The organism is Gammaproteobacteria bacterium, assembly GCA_013696315.1.
Taxonomy (GTDB): Bacteria; Pseudomonadota; Gammaproteobacteria; order JACCYU01; family JACCYU01; genus JACCYU01.
Window position 1 is genome coordinate 1 of the sequence record JACCYU010000020.1, and the last position, 17109, is coordinate 17109.

General features: G+C 61.3%; 16 protein-coding genes and 1 tRNA gene. 5 read left to right on the plus strand and 12 right to left on the minus strand.

What is annotated here, in order from left to right; genetic code table 11:
- Positions 1 to 383 precede the first annotated feature (383 nt).
- Positions 384 to 470, minus strand: a tRNA-Leu gene (locus tag H0V34_01025).
- A 257-nt stretch (positions 471 to 727) separates the two neighbouring features.
- On the opposite strand from H0V34_01025, the gene H0V34_01030 reads away from it, so the two are divergent.
- Positions 728 to 1837, plus strand: coding sequence for a hypothetical protein (locus tag H0V34_01030; protein MBA2490331.1), 1110 nt, complete (start codon positions 728 to 730; stop codon positions 1835 to 1837).
- A 124-nt stretch (positions 1838 to 1961) separates the two neighbouring features.
- Entirely contained in the window at positions 1962 to 3020 is a 1059-nt protein-coding gene (gene queA, locus H0V34_01035; GenBank protein ID MBA2490332.1) for a tRNA preQ1(34) S-adenosylmethionine ribosyltransferase-isomerase QueA, read from the plus strand.
- Positions 3021 to 3169: 149 nt separating this feature from the next.
- Here the strand turns inward: queA and H0V34_01040 are convergent, their stop codons facing one another.
- Complete coding sequence (locus H0V34_01040; protein MBA2490333.1) at positions 3170 to 4081, minus strand: cation transporter; 912 nt, start codon at positions 4079 to 4081, stop codon at positions 3170 to 3172.
- Positions 4082 to 4673: 592 nt separating this feature from the next.
- On the opposite strand from H0V34_01040, the gene H0V34_01045 reads away from it, so the two are divergent.
- On the plus strand, positions 4674 to 5432 hold the full coding sequence (locus H0V34_01045) for a glutathione S-transferase (GenBank protein MBA2490334.1): 759 nt from the start codon (positions 4674 to 4676) through the stop codon (positions 5430 to 5432).
- A 44-nt stretch (positions 5433 to 5476) separates the two neighbouring features.
- On the opposite strand, the gene H0V34_01050 is transcribed toward H0V34_01045, so the two are convergent.
- From H0V34_01050 to nhaA, 8 genes are all read right to left on the minus strand, one after another.
- Entirely contained in the window at positions 5477 to 6490 is a 1014-nt protein-coding gene (locus H0V34_01050) for a zinc-binding alcohol dehydrogenase family protein (protein MBA2490335.1), read from the minus strand.
- Between the two features lie 26 nt (positions 6491 to 6516).
- Positions 6517 to 7506: a zinc-dependent alcohol dehydrogenase family protein gene (locus H0V34_01055; GenBank protein MBA2490336.1), complete on the minus strand. Its 990-nt coding sequence runs from the start codon at positions 7504 to 7506 to the stop codon at positions 6517 to 6519.
- A 130-nt stretch (positions 7507 to 7636) separates the two neighbouring features.
- Positions 7637 to 8392, minus strand: coding sequence for an SDR family oxidoreductase (locus tag H0V34_01060; protein MBA2490337.1), 756 nt, complete (start codon positions 8390 to 8392; stop codon positions 7637 to 7639).
- Between the two features lie 117 nt (positions 8393 to 8509).
- Positions 8510 to 9223 (minus strand): type 1 glutamine amidotransferase domain-containing protein, encoded by a 714-nt coding sequence (locus H0V34_01065; GenBank protein ID MBA2490338.1) that lies wholly within the window; start codon positions 9221 to 9223, stop codon positions 8510 to 8512.
- A gap of 43 nt (positions 9224 to 9266) precedes the next feature.
- Positions 9267 to 9443, minus strand: coding sequence for a hypothetical protein (locus H0V34_01070; GenBank protein ID MBA2490339.1), 177 nt, complete (start codon positions 9441 to 9443; stop codon positions 9267 to 9269).
- A gap of 169 nt (positions 9444 to 9612) precedes the next feature.
- On the minus strand, positions 9613 to 12045 hold the full coding sequence (gene lon / locus H0V34_01075; GenBank protein MBA2490340.1) for an endopeptidase La: 2433 nt from the start codon (positions 12043 to 12045) through the stop codon (positions 9613 to 9615).
- Positions 12046 to 12056: 11 nt separating this feature from the next.
- Positions 12057 to 12452, minus strand: coding sequence for an Hsp20/alpha crystallin family protein (locus tag H0V34_01080; GenBank protein ID MBA2490341.1), 396 nt, complete (start codon positions 12450 to 12452; stop codon positions 12057 to 12059).
- 260 nt (positions 12453 to 12712) lie between these two features.
- Positions 12713 to 14533, minus strand: coding sequence for a Na+/H+ antiporter NhaA (nhaA, locus tag H0V34_01085; protein MBA2490342.1), 1821 nt, complete (start codon positions 14531 to 14533; stop codon positions 12713 to 12715).
- A gap of 99 nt (positions 14534 to 14632) precedes the next feature.
- Between nhaA and H0V34_01090 the strand changes: the two genes are divergently transcribed.
- Positions 14633 to 14821, plus strand: a complete 189-nt coding sequence (locus H0V34_01090) for a hypothetical protein (GenBank protein ID MBA2490343.1) — start codon at positions 14633 to 14635, stop codon at positions 14819 to 14821.
- Positions 14822 to 14939: 118 nt separating this feature from the next.
- On the opposite strand, the gene H0V34_01095 is transcribed toward H0V34_01090, so the two are convergent.
- Complete coding sequence (locus tag H0V34_01095) at positions 14940 to 15818, minus strand: pirin family protein (protein ID MBA2490344.1); 879 nt, start codon at positions 15816 to 15818, stop codon at positions 14940 to 14942.
- Positions 15819 to 15990: 172 nt separating this feature from the next.
- Between H0V34_01095 and H0V34_01100 the strand changes: the two genes are divergently transcribed.
- Positions 15991 to 16302, plus strand: a complete 312-nt coding sequence (locus H0V34_01100; GenBank protein MBA2490345.1) for a LysR family transcriptional regulator — start codon at positions 15991 to 15993, stop codon at positions 16300 to 16302.
- Positions 16303 to 16433: 131 nt separating this feature from the next.
- On the opposite strand, the gene H0V34_01105 is transcribed toward H0V34_01100, so the two are convergent.
- On the minus strand, positions 16434 to 17109 hold a 676-nt coding region (locus H0V34_01105; GenBank protein MBA2490346.1), incomplete at its 5' end, for a LysR family transcriptional regulator.

The window sequence follows — 17109 nt, forward strand, 5'->3', positions numbered from 1 at the left end:
AACGCCAACCCCATGACAAACGCAGACTCAACTCCTCCCGCTCCGACCGCGTCAATCTCGTATACCTTGCCATGCAACACCTCCGGTCTCACCATCATAGGCGTTGCACTAGAAGCTTGAGACCACCCCAGCAAAAACAAGCCGTGACCGTCGAACAGCTTGAATGCCTTATCGGCGGGTTTGGCTTTCGTCTGGATCGTTCTGTCTGTTAGCGCCACTTGGCGGTACCTCATTTCAAAGTGGCGGTACCTTGCTCGAAAAGTACCGCCAAAAGCAACCGGCTTTCTCTGGACTTGCTCGGACTAGTTTAGACGACAGACATGAAAAAAGCCAGTGTTTTCAACTGGCTTATGGACGTTCTCGGACTTGCTTGGAAAGGTCTGTGGTGCCGGGAGAGGGAATCGAACCCACACAGGATTGCTCCTACCAGATTTTGAGTCTGGCGCGTCTACCAGTTCCGCCATCCCGGCTGCAGGTTTTTCAGTCTAACGCAAAGCCCACTCGCTGCAAACGCGGGATGGGGCGCATCTGCCATCAAACCGTAACGTAAGTGTCATCTTTTGTTCATCGTGAGTCTTTAGCTTGCTGTCACGCGGCAACAACAACTTGTTTCGAGAAACCTACACTTTTATCTGAGAGGATTGTGCCGATGCTTAAGCACATGGGGCGAGTGAAAACTTCGCTATGCATTTTAGGCTTCGCTGGCGGCGCGCTTGTGTCGAGCACCGTGAGCGCGGGAACCGTCATTTATGAAGAAGGCGAGACCGCGGTGGAAATTGGCGGCCGCATTCAGGTGCAGTATCTGAGGGTCGACCCTGACACGCCAGGCGCGGACAGCACCGATGACCTGTTTCTGCGGCGGGTGCGCCCCGAAATCGAGGCGACCCTCACCGAGAATGTCCTGGGCGTGCTGTCCATCGACTTTGCCGACGACGAGGTCGATATCAAGGACGCTTATATCGAATACGGCGGTCTGCCTTTTGGGGATATCATCGTCGGTAATCATTACGTGCCTTTTTCCCGCGAACAGCTAACCTCCTCCAAACGCCAGCAGTTCGTCGAACGCACCTTTATTGGGGACCACGATTTCGGGGTGCCAGACCGTAATATGGGCGTGTCCCTGCAGGGAGGAGAGATGCTTCAATATGCGGTTGGATATTACAAGGCCGGCATCGATCCGGGCACTAGCACCCTCGACTTCGACACGCGCCTGACGAGCGATACTGAATATTTCGGCGACATGTTCGCAGGGCGCATTGATATCTATCCGCTGGGTGAATTCGATCTCGCGCAGGGCGATTTTGAGCGCTCGGCTAGTCCGAAAATCGGCGCGGCCATCAACGGCTTTACCTGGAACAACGATGACGATAATGTCAACGAGTCGGACCTACCCGCCGGCAGCGACTACGATGAGGCGCAAGGCTACGGCGCCGACGCGGCGTTGAGATGGGCGGGGGTTTCCGTCGATATCGGTTATAACACCTTTAAATCCGAAACCGTCGATCCGACCTTCACCGATGGGCTTATCGCGGCCGGCGAGGGCGACTTCGACACCTATGCCGTGAAAGGCGGTTACATGATTCCGGTGGGTAGCGATTACGTCGAGCCTGTCATCGGTTACCAGGTTCTGGATGCGGACGCGGTCGCCGAAAAAGACGAACGCTATCTTGCTGGCATCAACTACTTCTTCAACGAATACGACGACAAGCTGCAGTTCACCTACGAGAGGGGAACGGACATTTTCGCCACCGATAACGCGGGCAATATCGACGCAAACGAGACAGCGGTCGGCGACGATCAGGATCGCCTGTACCTCCAGTATCAGCATCTGTTCTAAGCGCGCGCATTCTGTAAATGCCCTGGCTTGCGATGCGCGAACCCGGGTTTAAGGTCGACAAGGCCGGTGCAACGCCGGCCTTGTCGAGCGCGGTAACATCGCACATTTGCTAATATGCGGCGTGATGCGCACCCGCGAATTTCATTACGAACTGCCTCCCGATCTCGTCGCTCAACATCCCCTGAAACAACGCAGCGCGAGCCGGCTGTTGCACCTGGATGGAGCCCGCGGCGGCTTGCTGGACCGCGTTTTTACGGATCTGCCTGGATTTCTTGACATACGGGACTTGCTCGTCTTCAACGACACGCGGGTGATTCCGGCGCGTCTGCATGGCGCGAAAACAACCGGCGGAAAAGTCGAAGTGCTGGTGGAAAGGGTGCTGGACGACCACCACGCGCTGGCCCACGTAAAGGCCAGCAAAGCGCCGCGTGTGGGCCGTCGTCTGCATCTGGAAGGTGGCATTGACGTTACCGTCACCGGCAGGCGGAACGATCTCTTCGAGCTGTGTTTTGAAAGCGATCAATCGGTAGGGTCGCTGCTTGACGCGCACGGGCACATACCCTTGCCGCCTTACGTAGCGCGCCCTGATGACAGGCAGGATCGGGATCGCTATCAAACGGTTTACGCGCGGCATCCCGGAGCGATTGCGGCGCCAACCGCCGGGTTGCATTTGGATGACGCCATGCTGACCACGCTGGCGCGAAAAGGGCTCGATCAAATCGCGCTCACTTTGCATGTCGGCGCCGGCACGTTTCAGCCCGTGCGTGTGGAGGATTTTCAACAGCATCGCATGCACGCTGAGCACGTCGAGGTATCGCCCGCCGTGTGCGCGGCGGTGGATAGCTGCAGGTCACGTGGCGGGCGGGTAGTCGCGGTCGGCACCACCGTCGTTCGCGGCCTGGAGACCGCGGCCCGTGGCGGCACGCTGCAACCGTTTCGCGGCGACACCGACATTTTCATCACACCGGGTTTCGAGTTCAGGGTGGTCGATGCGCTTATCACCAACTTTCATCTGCCGGAGTCCACCCTGCTCATGCTCGTTTGTGCGTTCGGCGGTTATGCGCGAGTTATGGCCGCCTATCGCCACGCGATCGAACAGCGCTATCGCTTCTATAGTTATGGCGACGCGATGTTCATAACGCGACCGTCGGCCAAAGCCTCGACCGCCTCGACAGCGCCGTAAGTCTGGTTTGTGAAACGTGGTTGCCGAGGCCAGCGCGCGACGCCGAAGGTGGATAATACTACTTCAGTTCGATGCGAAGCATTTAACGCAAGTGCCCGATATTTAAATCTATAATATTCGTTATTGCTGTGTATGGGCGCTTCAGGCTGCTACCACTCTGCATCCCGATCGAGCCCTATGTCCTGCCAGGACAGCGGGTCCTCCAGCGGCTCCAGGTGTGTGAACATGTTCGCGCCCGGCACCGCGGCGCGAATCTGCTCCTCGATCTGCTCCAGCAGATCGTGGCCCCGCTGCACGGTCCATTCGCCAGGCACCAGGATGTGCACCGAGACAAATTTCCGTGCGCCTGCCTGCCGGGTGCGCAGCGCATGGAACTGAACATTATGATTGCAGCACTCGTCCAGCACTTTGTTCACCGCCGCCAGGTCGGACTCCGGCAAAGCGCCGTCCAGCAGACCCAGCACGGACCGCCGCACCAGCTTCGCGCCCGTCCAGATGATGTTGGCGGCCACGGCCAGTGCGACGATCGGATCCAGTCGCTCCCAGCCCGTGACGGCGACCGCCGCAACTCCCGCCACGACGCCGACCGAAGTCCACACATCGGTCATCAGGTGTCGCGCATCCGCTTCCAGGGTGATCGAGCCATAGTTTCGGTCGGCAGCCAGTAGCACGCGGGCTACCGCAAGGTTTACGGCCGCGGCCAGCAAGGTGATGGCCAGACCCACGCCGACATGTTGCAGCGGAATGGGCTCGATCAGCCGCGGAACGGCGGACCAGACGATGCCCACGGCCGCGAACAGGATCAGCGCGCCCTCGACGCCGCTGGAAAAATACTCCGCCTTGCCATAACCGAACGGGTGCAGCTCGCTCGGCGGCCGGGCGGCAACCGTCAAAGTGGTGAGCACCATGACCGCGGCCACGAGGTTGACCACTGACTCCAGCGCGTCCGATAACAAACCCACTGAGCCTGTGATGTAATAAGCGATCGCTTTCAGCGCGATGGTCAGCAGAGCCGCCGCCACCGATAGCCAGGCAAAGCGCGTCAGTTGAGCACGTTCCATAATGAAATTGTTAAGGCCGCCGCTATTGGTTGGCCGGGCCTGGCGTGTGCCGGGCAGAAATTATGTCCCGCACTGGACGTGCGGCGGGTCGGCGTAAAAACTCATACGGCGGAGCCCAGGCGCCAGCGCGAAAAACATCGGTCGCGATACCAAGCCTGAGAACCGGGTTGACATCCGTTTAGTATGTGGCAACCAAGCGACAGATGCATGAAGCTCCGCCCAGGCCAGCCGGTATCAACTGAAGATTTGTATTTAGCTGCACCGTTGATAAATGTTAATAACCGTTACGAACTACGCAAGCGGCAGCGTCGCGACAATACTCCATATCACGCTGACGTTGTAGGCAGGAGCGGCACCTGCGAGAACTACTTCACCTCGCCCACGGATTACGCGGTGGAGTGGCAGGCCGGACCGTAAAGGTAGCCAGGGGACAGGGATGTGCCCGTCCTGGGTATCATAAGAGATGTCATCTCGAACGTACGCGAGAAACCCTATACGATCGCGACATAGGAATCCTAATTCAGGATTTATTCACGCGGTCGAAATGACAAGAGTGAGTCGATCGAGCCTGCTGTAGAGTGGAGGTACCGCCATGGTCGAGCTATACCAGTTCCAGTTCTCACACTACTGCGAGAAAGCGCGGTGGGCGCTTGATTACAAAGGCATTCCGTACAAACCCCGCAATCTGCTCCCCGGCCTGCACGTAAATCCCACGCGAAAGCTGGCGCCCGACACGTCTCTGCCGATCCTCGTCGATGACGGTACCGCGGTGCAGGATTCCACGGCGATCATCGATTTTCTGGACAGGAAATATCCGCAGCGTCCACTCGTGCCGCAAGATCCCGCGCAGGCGAGAGAAGCGCTGGCGTGGGAAGAATACTTTGACGAGGAGGTCGGCGTGACCTTGCGTCTCTGGTTTTACTATCACGCGCTGCCTGATCGCAAGCGCGCGTTGCGTTTCATGCTCGATGGCGCGCCCTGGTACGGGAGGCCGGTACTCGCGGTGATATTTTCGCAGGTGCGACGCGTGATGATCGAGGCAATGAACATCAATCCGGACTCGGCCAGGGCCGCGGAGGAGCGACTCCTGGCCGCCTTAGAGATGCTGGACAACGCCTTACAAGATCGGCGGTTTCTCGTCGGTCATCAGTTTTCCAGGGCGGACTTGACCGCCTGCGCGCTGCTGTCGCCGTGGGTGTTGCCCAGCGAGGCAGAGGCGGCCAGCAATTTCCCAAAGCCCGCATGCGCGTTGCGTGACCAGCACAAGGCCCGTCCATTCTTCGGCTGGGTGCGGGATATCTACAAGGACTATCGGCAGCCAGCGCGGGCTGTAGCGCGGGCAGCGGCGTAAGCTACTCGCCCCACGCGAGCTCCCAGTCGCGCGCTAGAGCCGCATCAAAAGCCTTCCAGCACAATCTTGCCTTTCGCCCGATGCTGCTCAATGAAGCCGTGCGCGCGCTTGAGGTTTTCAGCATTGATGCGGCCAAAATGTTCGCCGAACGTGGTGCGTATTACATTGGTGTCAACCAGCCGCGCCGCGTCGCCCAGCAGTTCGTGTTGCGCGATCATGTCGGCGGTTTCGAAGAGCGCGCGGGTGAACATCAGCTCCCAGTGCAGGGACAGGCTTTTTTGTTTGAGCAGATTGATATCGAGCGAGGGCGGATCGTCGATTAGCCCGAAGCGGCCCTGCGGCGCGAGGGCCTTGACGATCTCCACAAAATGCGCGTCGCTGTGCGTGAGGCTCGCGACATACGTCACCTGCGGAATGTCGATGCGCCTGAGCTCGTCCGACAGCGGTTTGCCGTGGTCGATGACGTGGTGCGCGCCCAACTCGCGCACCCAATCCGCGGTCTCCGCGCGCGACGCCGTGCCGATCACTGTAAGACCGGTCAGCTTGCGCGCGAGTTGCGTGAGGATCGAACCCACGCCGCCGGCCGCGCCTACGATCAGCAAAGACTCGCCGGACGCCTGCTCGCCCCGCAGGACGCCGAGGCGATCGAACAACAGTTCCCAGGCGGTGATGGTGGTCAGCGGCAGCGCGGCCGCCTGCGCAAAGTCCAGCGATGACGGCTTGCGGCCCACGATGCGCTCGTCTACAAGATGCAGCTCGGCGTTGGTTCCCCGTCTTGCAATGGAGCCCGCGTACCAGACCTCGTCACAAGCCTTGAAGAGCTGTGCATCCGGACCGGATCCAATCACCACGCCGGCTGCGTCGAACCCGAGCACCTTCACCTCCCCCGAATCCGGCGCCGTTCTCTGGCGGACTTTTGTGTCGACCGGGTTGACCGACACGGCTTTTACCTGCACGAGCAAATCGCGGCCACCGGGTTCGGGGTCGGGCAACTCCACATCGAGCAAGGATTCCGCCGCCGATATCGGCAGCGGCTGGCGATAGCCGACTGCTTTCATGTTGACTCGCTTCCAGTTTCTTAACGCTACACGGTGACTACGATCTTGCCGAACTGCTCGTTGGACTCCATGTAGCGGTGCGCCTCGACGATCTCGTCCAGAGTGAAAGTTTTCGCGATGGTGGGTCTTAGGGCGCCCGATTCGAGGCCGCCGTTCACGTAGGCGCAGGCGCGCGCCAGCCGCTGCGGGTCGCGGCTGATCTCGAACAGCACGTAACCGCGCAGGCTCAACGACTTGTTCATTGCCATTATGGCGGGGAACGGCGTCGGCTGACCACTGAGCGCGCCATAAACGAACAGAATGCCGAAGCGCGCCATCGCCTGCGCCAGGGTCTCGACCTGCGGTCCGCCGACGGGATCGAAGACGATGCGCGCGCCGTGGTCGCCCGTGATGCGGTTAACCTCGGCGACCAGATCCTGTTCCTCGGTGACGATCACGTGCGCCGCGCTGGCTTCCAGCAAAGCGCCCCTTTTCGCGTCCGAGCGCGTGGTGGCGATGGTGGTGGCGCCGATGCTGTTGGCGATCTGGATCGCGGCCAGACCGACACTGCTGGATGCCGCCGGAATGATGACGGCGTCGTCGTGCTTGAGCTGGCCGACATCTACCAGCGCGCCGTACGCGGTCAGATACGGCATCCACACGGCCGCGGCGTGTACCGCGTCCAGACCGGCCGGCGTATTGACTACGGCAGCGGCCGGTACGACAGCCTGTTCGGCGTACACGCCATAGTCGTTCAGGGAAAACGCGGGCACCACGCTGACATGGTCGCCCGCGACGAAACTCTCAACGCCGCTGCCGACCGCATCGACAGTGCCAACGGCTTCATAACCGAGCCGCGCGGGCAGCCGCGTTTCTTCGAGATACATGCCGGAACGAAACATGGCCTCCGCGCGATTGAGGCCGATGGTTTCGATGTTCACGCGGATTTCGTCAGGCCCAGGCGCGGCGACCTCCATATCTTCGAACTTGAGCACCTCGGGACCGCCGGTTTCGTGAAAACGGACTACCTTGGTCATGCGCGGACTCCTGTGACTATTCTAAGTCCCGAACCCATGCAAGAATCGTTACCACCGGAGGAGTGCAGACCCGATCCTGAAAGCTGCGGATCGGCATCGCGTCCCGCGCGCCGTTAGCACGCTTTAATGCTCAGCGTTCCTGAATGGTCGGGCGGATCAGCAACTCGCTCACGTTCACGTGCGCAGGCTGGCTCACCGCGTAAAGAATCGCGTTGGCTATGTCCTCGGCCTCAAGAATATCGGCGTCCGGATCGTACAGCCCGCCCTTGCTGATGGCGGCCTCGCGGGAAGGATCGTGGCCGATGGAGTCCTTGAGTTCGGTGGCGACCGCGCCGGGTTCGACGTCGGTCACCCGTACACCGTACTGGATCATCTCGCGGCGCAGGCTGTCCGAAATGGCGCGCACCGCGAACTTGGTGCCGCAGTAAACCGCTGCACCGGGGAACGCGAAGCGTCCGGCCACCGAGCCGATGTTGACGATGTGCCCGCGTTTGCGCTCCGCCATGCCGGGCAGTACGGCGTGAATGGCGTACAGCAGGCCTTTGAGATTGACGTCGATGGTGCGCTCCCATTCGTCCACGCGACCTTCGAGCAGAGGTGCCAACGGCATTAGCCCGGCGTTGTTGATCAGAATATCCACGCCGCCGTCAGCATCCAGTTGCTCGCCGAGCCGCGCGACCGCCGCGCGGTCGGTTACATCGAGGGTACAAATCTCAGTTTTGCCGCCTTCGTTTTCGATTTTACTTGCAAGGTCTCGCAGTTTTTCCGCGCGCCTTGCGGACAAGATCGTGTGCGCGCCGTGCGCGGCCAGCACGCGCGCGGTGGCCGCGCCGATGCCGCTGCTGGCGCCGGTGATCCACACGCGTCGTTCGGACAGGTTCGCCATGCGTTACCTCCTGAAAGTTTCGTGCTTCGGGAACGGTTGATTGTGGGCTGCCGGGTTGCGCGAGTGGCGCAACGGTTCGACGCACGTGATGGCGTCGTCGCCCGCGCGCGGCGACGGTCAACCCGTCGCGCGCGTAAACGAGCGGGATGTTATCCCTTGCAATTGCTCCAGAACGGCCTGTGCCGCCGGCACCGACGAAGCCGGGTTTTGCCCCGTGATCAAATTCCCGTCGGCCACCGCCAGCGGTTGCCAGTCATCGACCATGGAATAGCGACCGCCCAGACTTTTAAGCATATCCTCGACCAGGAATGGAACGGTGTCCGCGAGCCCGGTGGCGGTCTCTTCGCTGTTGGTGAAGCCGGCCACTGCCATGCCCTCGACCAGCGGCGCGCCATCCGGCGTCTTGACGTGACACAAGACACCGGGCGCGTGACACACGAGCGCCACCGGTTTGCCGGAGGCGTACATGGCCTCGATCAGAGCGATCGAGTGTTTGTCTTCCGCGAGATCCCACAGCGGCCCATGACCGCCCGGGTAGAACACCGCGTCGAAATCCCGCGGGTTGACGTCCGCCAGCCTGAGCGTGCTGGTGAGCGCCGCTTGCGCTTGTGCGTCCTGACTGAAACGTCTGGTCACCTCGGTTTGCGCATCCGGCTCGTCGCTCTTGGGGTCCAGCGGCGGTTGCCCGCCGGCAGGCGATGCGAGCGTAATCGCAGCGCCCGCATCGCGGAACACAAAGTACGGCGCGGCCAGTTCCTCCAGCCAGAAGCCGGTCTTCTTGCTGGTATCGCCCAGCCGGTCGTGCGAGGTTAAAACCATCAGGATTTTCATCGTTACCTTTATCTCGTAGCCGTTTCGTTGCTCAGCAAGTAATTTAGGCTGCCGGATTACCTGCGGTATGTCTGCTGATAAGTGTCAGAGTCAGTTGTTCGCTGCATCTCAGCGGCGCGGCGATCTGGTGACGATTCTTGTCCGGATGCGCGATCATCGCCGCCTGCACCATTTCTCGCGTGATATCCGCGCGCTTACGCCGGGACACGTTCTCAGCCATGATGCGGGTGTATCTTTAAAATAAAGTATGTCGGCGATGTTGATCACCAGAAAACCACCCGGTTTCAATATCGTCATGTGAGCCTCTAAGGTCCGTCGCAGCAGCGCCTTCCATTCGATGAAAGACCTGGCGCGCCCATACACCTTGCCCACGTAATAAGGCGGGGGCGTCACCGCCCGTCCGCATCCTTCGGACACAACGCTGCTTCCACCGCCTGATCGACCCGCTCGATCCACACGAAACGCAGGCGCTTGCGCGCGCCTTCCGGAACTTCGTCGAGTTCCTTTTGATTGCGCGCGGGCAACAGCACGGTTTCCAGACCGGCGCGCGCCGCCGCCAGCACTTTTTCCTTGATGCCGCCCACCGGCAGCACCAGTCCGCGCAGGCTGATCTCGCCGGTCATGGCCGTGTCGTTGCGCACCGGCCGTCCGGTTAGCAGCGACGCGAGCGCGATGAACATCGCCACACCGGCGCTGGGGCCGTCCTTGGGGATGGCGCCGGCCGGCACGTGAATATGGATGTCGTGCTTGTCGAAACTGTCCGCGTCGGCGCCGAAGTCGCTCGCGCGCGACTTCACCAGGCTCAAAGCCGCCTGCGCGCTCTCTTTCATCACGTCGCCCAGCTGACCGGTGAGGATCAGTTTGCCGGTGCCGGGCGCGCGACTGCTTTCCACGAACAGGATATCGCCGCCCACCGGCGTCCAGGCGAGCCCGGTCGCCACACCGGGGACGCTGGTGCGCATCGCGATTTCGCTTTCGAACCTCTTGGGCCCCAGGATTTCCGCAAGGTCGGCCGCGTCGATGCGCACGTGCTGCGTTTCGCCTTCGGCGATGCGCATGGCGGCGCGACGGAAGCAGCTGCCGATTTCGCGCTCCAGATTGCGTACACCCGCCTCACGCGTGTAGTCGTGAATGATCGCGCCGATTGCGTCGTCGGTGATTTCGCATTGCTGCTCGGTGAGACCATTCGCCTCTAACTGGCGGCCGACCAGATAGCGCCGCGCGATCTGCACCTTCTCCTCTTCCGTGTAACCGGGGAGATGAATGACCTCCATTCGGTCGCGCAACGGGCCGGGGATAGTGTCCAGCATGTTGGCGGTGCCGATGAACATCACCTGCGACAGATCGAAGGGTACGGCGAGATAATTGTCGCGAAAGGTCGAGTTCTGTTCGGGGTCCAGCACCTCCAGTAGCGCGGACGCGGGGTCGCCCTGAAATCCCGCGCCCAGTTTGTCCATTTCGTCGAGCATGAACACGGGGTTGCGGGTGCCAGCCTTGCGGATGGCCTGAATGATATTGCCGGGCAGAGCGCCGATGTAGGTGCGGCGATGCCCGCGAATCTCGGCCTCGTCGTGCACGCCGCCCAGACTGATGCGCATGAATTTGCGGCCGGTGGCGCGCGCGATGCTCTGGCCCAGCGAGGTCTTGCCGACGCCGGGCGGACCGACGAAGCACAGGATGGGGCTGCGGCCGCTGGCCTTGAGCTTGCGCACCGCCAGATATTCGAGGATACGGCGCTTGATCTTGGCCAGGCCGTAGTGATCCTCGTCCAGGATTTTCCGCGCCTCCCCGATATCGATGTCACTCTCCGACATCACCGACCACGGCAGCTCGGTCAGCCACTCCACATAGCCGCGCAACATGGCATATTCGGCCGCGGCTTCCGGCATGCGCTCCAGCCGCTGCAGTTCCTTGCGCGCGTGCTTTTCGGTCTCTTCCGGCATCTTGGCCGCCTCTATCGCCCGGGCCAGTTCGTCGATGTCTTCCGAGTGTCCCTCGTCTTCGCCCAGCTCCTTCTGGATGGTCTTAAGCTGCTCGCGTAACAGGTATTCACGCTGCCGCGCGCCCATGCTCTCCTTGGTGCGCGTGTCGATGTCGCGCGACAGGCGCAGCACTTCCAGCCGGTGCGCGAGCAGGGTGGACACGCGGTCGAGGCGCTCCTTGACGTCGAAGATCTCCATTACCTCCTGTTTTTCTTCGAGTTTGAGGTCCATGAAATGCGCGACTAGATCCGCCAGCGCGCCGGGCGATTTCACGCCCTGTACGGCGCCGATCAGCTCCGCGGGCGCCTGCGACGAAAGCTGCAGTGCCTCCACGGCGCGTTCCCGCAGGTTCAAAAGCTGCGCTTCCGCTTCCTTGTCCATGACTTCGGCTTCCGTCTGTTCGATGCGCTCGTAACGGCACACCATGAACGGGTAGCCGTCCAGAAACTGCGTGATACGGAAGCGCTGCTCGCCCTGCGCGACGATGTGATGACCGCCGTCAGGCGCGGTGATGTAGCGCAGAATGCCGGTCAGGGTGCCGACCCAGTACAGGTCGTCGGGTCCGGGCTTATCTGTTGTGAGATCGCGCTGCAACACCACGCCGACATGGCGCTCGCCGCGCGCGCCGGCCTGTGCGGCGGCGATCGATATGTCGCGGCTGAGCGAAATCGGCAGGATCACACCCGGAAACAGCACCAGTCCGCGCACGGGAATGATCGGCATGGCGTCATCGGGAATGGCCCGCGCTTGTGTCGCCTCGTCGACGGCAGTGTCGCGCGGCTTGGGGTCTACCGGTTGCTGGTGCTGCGGAGCGTCGTTTCGCAGACCTTCAATTTCCATCGCTGAACTCCTTAGCGCTTGTGCAAGGTCAAAGAGAGCAGGCCGTTTTCGAACACGCTCTGCGCCAGCTTGAGTTCGCGCAGGGGCAACCGCATGCGCCGTTCGAAACGCCCGTAAGGAATCTCGAGGCGATGGATCAGCGCGCTGGGCGGCGACGACAGCCGCACGCCACTGACGGACAACACATCGCTCTCTAGCGTCACCTGTACCTGATCCGGAGCCACCCCCGGCAGCGCGATGCAGATCGAGACCTCTTCGTCGGTTTCGAAGATGTCGGTGGGCGGCTCCCACGCGGGCGCCTGGTTCCGCACACCCACCCGAAAAAACTGCCGCTGCAGGCGATCCGCCTGATCGATGAGCTGGCAGGCTTCCGCCCACATCCAGCCGGAAATTTCGCTGTCTTTCATAATTCTTATGCCGCTATGGTGGGACTTACATTTTCCCCGGCAAAGCCTGGGGGCTTGATTGCTGAACGCCTCAATTGCGCCGTTAAAACCATTGGCCGCTCAAGGCGACGGAGTACCAATCCTTCTCCCTTTGACGGAGCGGGTGAGCCGGCCATCTGGCCCTTGCTTCGATGGCGCTCACCTTAAGTTTATATGTCGCGGATTATACGCATTGCCGCCGCCGATGCCGACCGGGAAGTGCGAGTGGGCGCGGCAAATATTTATCCTTCACGGACGCCGCGCAGCAGCATCCAGCCGACAGTGCCGGAAATCACCGAGGCCAGCATCACGCTGAATTTCGCCAGCGGCAGAAGGTCGGAGCCTGCGAAGGCGACGTCGGCGATCAAGAACGACATGGTAAAGCCGATGCCGCACAAAAAGCCCGCACCGACGACCTGCCGCCAGCCAAAGTCGTCGGGCTTGGCCGCAAACCCCGCGCGCACCGCCAGCCACGCGCCCAGGGTGACACCAAGCGGTTTACCCAGCGCCAGGCCGGCGATAATGCCTAAGCCCACCGGCTGCAGTACGTCCAGCGCATCGGCGCTCAAGGTGATGCCAACGTTGGCCAGCGCGAACAGCGGCAACACCAGATAGGCCGACCACTGTTGCAGATCGCGCTCCAGACGCTGCGACGGCGACAGCATGCGTTCGACCATGCTCTCCAGCGCGCGCACCGCGGATTGGTAGCGGCTTTCGCTGCGCTCACCGATCGCCGGCGACTCCATGCTGTGAAAGATCGCCTGACTCTGGCCCAGCAAGGTATACGTATTCGGTGAGCTGCGAGTGGGAATGGTAAACGCCAGCAACACGCCGGCCAGGGTGGGGTGCAGGCCGGAATAAAGCACCGCCATCCACAAAGCGATGCCGGTCACAGCGTACGGCAGCGGCCGGTACACGCGCATCCAGTTGAGTATCAGGGCCACGCCGAAAAAAGCGACCGCCACGGCGATGCTCACAAGCGCAAGATCGTCCGTGTAAAACACGGCGATTACCAGGATCGCGCCCACGTCGTCGGCGATCGCCGCGGCCGCCACGAAGATGCGCAGCGACAGCGGCACTGTACGGCCCAGCATCGCCAACAGGCCCAGCGCAAAAGCCGTGTCAGTCGCGATCGGTACGCCCCAGGCCGAACTGTCCGGTCCGCCGGAGTTGAATATGAGATAGGTCAGGGCGGGGCACAGCATGCCGCCCAGCGCGGCGGCAATTGGCAGGGCGGCCTGCCGGCGTTCGGTCAAATGCCCGACGGTAAGTTCGCGTTTGATCTCAAGGCCGACCACGAAGAAGAATATGACAATAAGCCCGTCGTTGACCCATTCGTGCAGCGACAGGCCCAGCGCGTGCCGGCCCAGGGTGATGGCGAGCTCCGTTTCCCACAGTGCCGTATACGCCTCGCGCCAGGGCGAGTTGGCCCACAGCAGCGCCACGAGCGCGCCGATGAGCATGAGCAACCCGCTGGACGCGGACAGGCCCGCGAACTGCTCGGCCAACAGGCGAATCTTCCAGCCCAGCGGCCGCTCGATCGCCTCCAGCACGGATTCCTGATCCCAGGGGCCGTCGTAACGGCGATCATTGACGAAAAACGTGGGTGTCGCCCGCGCGCCGCTTTGCTCGGCGCTATCGAAATCTGCGCGCACGCGCCCGGCATGCGTGTGGTCGTCCAGCTCGTGCGCGAAGCGCTCCGCGTCCAGCCCCAGTTCGCGCGCGCCTTGCACCAGACTGTCACGATCCAGCGCATCCTGATGCGCGAACAGGTGTTCGTGCATGTCCCAGAATCGGTCCTGCGCGGCGGCCGCTTCGGCCGCTTCGGCGGCAAGCTGCGCCTGGGGATGCAAACGCTCGTTAGGGAAATGCCGGAACACATAGCGCAACTGACCGGGCAGACGTTCGTCGCGTAGCTCCATGATGCCGGCATGCGCGCGGCGGCAATACGCGCACTGATAGTCGCCATATTCGAGCAACGTGACTCTCGCATCGACTGGCCCGGAGATATGGTCGCGGACGGTATCGACCGGCGGTTGCAGTCTGGGTGGCGGTGTCGGCATCGCTGGCTCTCGTGCTTGGGCTTGCGTTTTCCGGCGGGCGGTGCGCGGTCTACAGAATTGTTATAGAAATCTTAACAGGGAAATCAGCGGCGCGGTTGAGTGGCTGAGAATGCGGCATGGCTTGTGATGGGCATGTTCACCAGCGCCGCCAACGCGCTGTGGTCGCAGGATACCCCGATCACCGATTTAGACGCATGCGGACTCTCCGCGCCATCGGTGATTCGGATGAAATTGTTCACTTTGGATCATCGCTTCGTTCTGCGCACAAGCGGCCGGCTGTCGGGGTGAGACCAGTACAGCGAAATGTATTCTCGAACGTTTTAGCGGCGAAAATGCAGTAACGCGGTGCGGCGCCTTCTTACGTAGGTCCAGCAGACGTACGCCGGCAATCCCTTGCCGATGCAGGCTAATCCGTCAACACCCCGAACTTCCCCGCGTTGAAGTCAATCATCGCCTGGCGGATCTCGGCTTGCGTGTTCATTACGAACGGACCGTAATGCACCACGGGTTCATGGATAGGCTCGCCGTTGAGCAGCAACACCTGTGCATCCTGCGATGCCCGCAGCGTGATCGCTTCGCCAGCATTCTCGAACAACACCAGGTCAAGCCCATTCGCGGTCCGCCCCTGAACCTCGATCGCGCCCCGCATGACCAACGCCAGGGTGTTCTCGTGCGCGGGAAACGATAATGGAATACTGCCACCGGCGCTGAGTCGAATATCGAACAGGCCCAGCGGCGTCACCGTCACGGCCGGGCCTTTTACACCGCTGTATTCCCCGGCTATCACGCGCACATGGCCGCTGTTATCCGGCAGTTCAACCCGGCCCATCTGCGCGGCGGTCAATGCCTGATAACGCGGGTGATCCATCTTATGTGCTGCGGGCAGATTCACCCACAGCTGCATCATGTGGAAATTGCCACCCCTACGCGCGAATTCACGCTCGTGATATTCCTTGTGCAACACGCCGGAAGCGGCCGTCATCCACTGTACGTCGCCGGGCCCGATCACACCTTCGTTGCCGGAGCTATCGTGGTGCGCCACCGCGCCTTCGAACGCCAGAGTCACGGTCTCGAAACCGCGATGCGGGTGCGGCCCCACGCCACGCTGATGATTGTCGGTCGGCGGATAGCGATACGGCGGCGCATAGTCCATCAGGATAAACGGGCTCGCGCGGCTGCCGAAATCGTTGCCCGACGGAAAATAATTGCTCACGCGGAAGCCGTCGCCCACCCAGTGGATGGGTGCGCCGCGATAAATGCCTGCGATCCTGCGTTCGGTGGTCATGGTTTGTTCCTCATGTGCGTCTTGCATCGATGCGCTTCGCAGCATGCGCTGGCGCGAAGCATCCACATCCATACGCGACGATGCCTATAACTAAAAGTAGAATATAGCAAGTGTAGAATATGGCGCGTTCGGCGATATAAAACCCATCATCCATGAAACCTCCGCGTTCGGCATGAGCGAACATAGCTTCGACAACATCGCGGCCTTCGTACGGGTGGTGGAAGCCGGCAGCATCAGCGCCGCGGCGCTGCGTCTGAATCTGGCGAAGTCTGTCGTCAGCAAGCGCATCAGCGATCTGGAAAACCGGCTCGGCGTTGAAAGGATTAAAGCGGTTAATCTGCGGCACGAACTAGCGCCGGCGGAGCCCCCGAGATCTCGGCGCAGGTGTTTCTTTTCCAGTGCTGACTGGTCGGCGCCACCTATTGCAGCGTATGGACTAAATCCTTTGCTGTCCTCAGATCAGCGGATTCGAAAGCTTCGGTAAAAAAATGATGGCTGCCCATCCATTGAAGCGGGAGTCGTGGCCGAAATAGCCTGGAGCAGGGCAGGCCTGATTTCACTAACGCCGCACACCCACCTGTTGACGGCTGCCGTAACCGTCAATGTTCGGCTGCGTCAATGGGCGGCGGGTAATGCTTTATGCGGCGACCAGCAAGAGGTGCTGCCGACGTATTCAACCATGAAATCGACGAAGGCCCGCACCTTGGGGGACACGAGCTTGCGGTGCGGATAAACAACATAAATGCCGCCGTCGCTTTCGCTTTCTCCGGGATGGGCCTCGAACTCGGGCAATAACAATTGTAATTCTCCAGCCTCCACACAGGGCATGGCGCTCCAGGCGGGCAACAGAGCAATGCCCTGGCCCAGGCAGGCGGCCGATTTGACTATGCCGAAGCTGTCGGCCCGCAGATTGCCCGATACCTCGATCCGTTCCGAATCTTGCGCGCGCCTGAACGTCCACACCGCTGCTGGGCTCGCGCTGCGCTTGTGGATCAGGCAATTGTGGTCGGCGAGATCGGATGGCTTTTGCGGTATGGCATGGCGCTCAAAATATCCGGGGCTCGCCGCGATCACATATTGATTGGCGCCGAGCTTGCGGGCGACCAGGCTCGAGTTCTGCAGCACGCCGATGCGAATGGCAACATCTATCCCGGTTTCCACCAAATCTACTATCTCGTCCGCGGCCACAAGGTCGACGCTGACGTCTGGATAAGCCTGCAGAAATCGCGATAGGGCCGGTGCGACATGCAGCCGCCCAAAGGCGACGGGTGTACTCAAGCGCAGAGTACCG